Raw genomic sequence first — 812 nt, forward strand, 5'->3', positions numbered from 1 at the left:
CAGCGCACATGGACCGGGAGCCTGCCGCCATACACATCGTCGGCTTTTTCGCAGAGCAGATTAAACAGCTGGGTGTAGCACATAGAGATCAGGAAGTTAAAGCTGTCATCTGTATCACTCATAATGAGGAACAGGGCAGTTTTCTGGTCTCCCAGAGTGTCCAGCTCCAGCTCATCATAGGCTGTGACCTCACGCAGCTCTGCAATGTCGAATACCGCAAGGCGCGCACCACAGGAAATCAGGATCGACTTGGCTGTTTTTCCTGCCGCCAGCTTATATTTCTTATACTGGCGCACCGCAAAGGGGTTTGGCTTTTCTGCTTCCAATGCGTCAAACATCAGATCCACGGGATTTTTGAACTCCTCGTCATCCTCCCGGACCTCCATGGCGTTGATGAACTCAATAAGGGTGGAGAAGTTCTGCTCCTCCACCGGAGCCTCATAATGGATATAGCCAATGAGCGCACAATAGAGAAGCGTTTCTGCCTTGACCCAGAAATCGTCTCCGGCCTTGCCTTCGCCTTTGGTATTGGCGATCAGCGTCGTGACCAGCTTCAATATGTCCTTTTCGCTATGGATATAGGCGAAAGGGTTATAGTGCATGGATTTCTTGAAGTTGATGGTATTGAGGACCTTGATCCGGTAAGGCTCATAAATGACCTTGCCGTGCTTATCCTTCATGGGCTTTCCGTCCTTTCCCAGTTTGGGTGCGCCCCTTTGGAGCATTTTCCCGCACTCCACCAAAATGGTTCCCTTCGGGTTTTGTCAATAAGGAACAAGAAAATAGTATCTTGCTTTTAAGCGGTTTCATCG

Annotated in this window: 1 pseudogene; it reads right to left on the bottom strand. The window is 49.8% G+C overall.

From position 1 onward, the window contains the following. Positions 1–761: pseudogene (locus DWV16_RS18795) on the bottom strand (VirD4-like conjugal transfer protein, CD1115 family); the annotation flags it as partial. Positions 762–812 lie beyond the last annotated feature (51 nt).

This window comes from Anaerotruncus sp. AF02-27 (assembly GCF_003465835.1).
Classification (GTDB): Bacteria; Bacillota; Clostridia; order Oscillospirales; family Ruminococcaceae; genus Anaerotruncus; species Anaerotruncus rubiinfantis.